Here is a 1,919-nt window from a genome sequence, read left to right on the forward strand (position 1 = left end):
GCCCAACTTGAACAGTGCTTTTGGAAAAGGCATTTTTGTTCAATGACATGCACGCACCGGCGCGAGTGTTACCACTACATTTTTGGGTTTGGTTGAGCTTGCAGAGGCTTAGGTTCGCGGCGGCAGTTCGCTGATATTGGCCGGCAGCGCGATGCCGGTTGCCTTGAAGACATTCCCCACCTGGCCCGAAACGTGGGTGCGGGTGGTAATGACCTTGCCGTCCTTTTCGATGGTGGCTTCCTGAAGGCGATCGAGATCGTTGAGGAGCGGCTGCCATTCGGGCTGCAGGCCCTTTTCCTGACACAAGCGGGTCAGTTCCTTGGCCAGCGTCAGAGCGAGGAACGAGACAAACACATGGCCGCGGATAGCGGCATCGGACTGATGGAAGATGGGACGGGTATCGAAGCTCGCCTTGGCGACGCGGAACAGGGCCTCGACCTGAAGCAAATCACGGTAGCGGATGACGGCCTGTAGCGGAGTGATCCTGGCATTGGTGCGCAGCACGCTGATGCCGTCGTAGCGCGCCTCGTCGGCAAGCTTGCCCATGTCGATCTCGAAGGTCTTGCCGCTGGCCTTGAGATAGCGGCGATAGGCCGAGTTGCCGACCAGGGCCTTGTCGCCCTTCTTCAACTGGGTCTGGAGGCCATCGATGATCGCTTGCCGGTCGGCCTTGTCCTTCCTTGCCTCAGCTTCGTTGAGCGTGACGACGTAGCGCTGGGCATCTGCGCCTTTGCCAACGCGCACTTCCTTGACCCACAGCTGGGTGTCTCCTGCCTGTCGCTCGAGGACCAGGGGTACCATCGGAGCAGTGTCGGCAAGCACGACATCGCGGATGACGTTGCTGGTGCGCTCTCGCGCACCCAGGATGTATTCCATCCCCAGCTCTTCAAGGGCGGCGATCGTACCGGCACTGATCATGCCGCGGTCGGCCACGACGCACGAGCGGGTTATCCCAAAGCGGGTACGCAGGCGCGTGACGATGGGCATGAGCACCTTCACGTCGGCCGTGTTGCCCGGGACCATCTCGGTGCAGATCGGACGCCCCTCGGCGTCGATCACCACGGCCAGGATCATCTGGGCAAGCTCGGGCCGGTGGTCCTTGGAATGACCACGCCGACCCAGCGTGTCGCCGCCTGCACCGTAGAACGAGAGCGACGTCGTATCCATGAACACCAGGCTGAGATCAGTGAACAGGTCCCGCCGGCGATCGAACAGCTTCTCCTCGATCACGTCCTTCACACAGCGAGGTGCCAATGCGCCTTCTGCCTTCTCCTCGATCTCCTCGCCGAGCCAGGCCATGGCGCGATAGAAGTGATGGAGGGCAAGATCCTCGCTGCCGTCGATGGCGTAGCTCTCCATCCAGTCCAGGCAGGCTCGGTCCGAGCCTGAGACGAACAGGCGGTGCAGTGTAGCGACAAATACGGCGCGCTCCACGGCAAAGCCGAACTGGCGCCCTTCCAGCACCTCTTCCAATACAGCATCGATGCCAAGCCGCTGCCACAGGCGCCCGAACAGCAACGGGCCTCCGATCCTGCGGGCTACGATCCGGCCTGCATCGATATCGGACAGAATGATGCTGCGCTCTGCGTGACGTGCGATCGAGGCGGCCAGTCTGTCGAGTTCGCCACTTGCGGCCAGCGCATCCTTGCGGCCCAGAGCCTTGATCGTGCGCTGGCGGACAGTTTTGCCCTCGCGCACGCTCTCGACCAGGTAAAGATAGCGGTGGCCGCGCGCGACTCGTTCGACGACATACATGGCCAGGTTGTTACTGCCTGTACTCGTAAAGATAAACCAAACGGCCAGTTACAGGCAAAATGTTGTTAGCACATCCGGTTTTGCCCCCAAACCCACGCCTAGCAAAATCAAATACTTACCAGCTCGCGTTCCCTGCGTGTTCCGCCGGCACTGTTCAACTTGGG

General features: G+C 61.0%; 1 protein-coding gene. It reads right to left on the reverse strand.

Annotation, left to right across the window (positions count from 1 at the left end; genetic code table 11):
• Window positions 1–108: 108 nt before the first annotated feature.
• On the reverse strand, window positions 109–1,755 hold the full coding sequence (locus CG471_RS29710; RefSeq protein ID WP_099234654.1) for an IS1634 family transposase: 1,647 nt from the start codon (window positions 1,753–1,755) through the stop codon (window positions 109–111).
• Window positions 1,756–1,919: the final 164 nt, after the last annotated feature.

The sequence above is a fragment of the Sphingobium sp. IP1 genome (genome assembly GCF_002708645.1).
GTDB lineage: Bacteria > Pseudomonadota > Alphaproteobacteria > Sphingomonadales > Sphingomonadaceae > Sphingobium > Sphingobium yanoikuyae.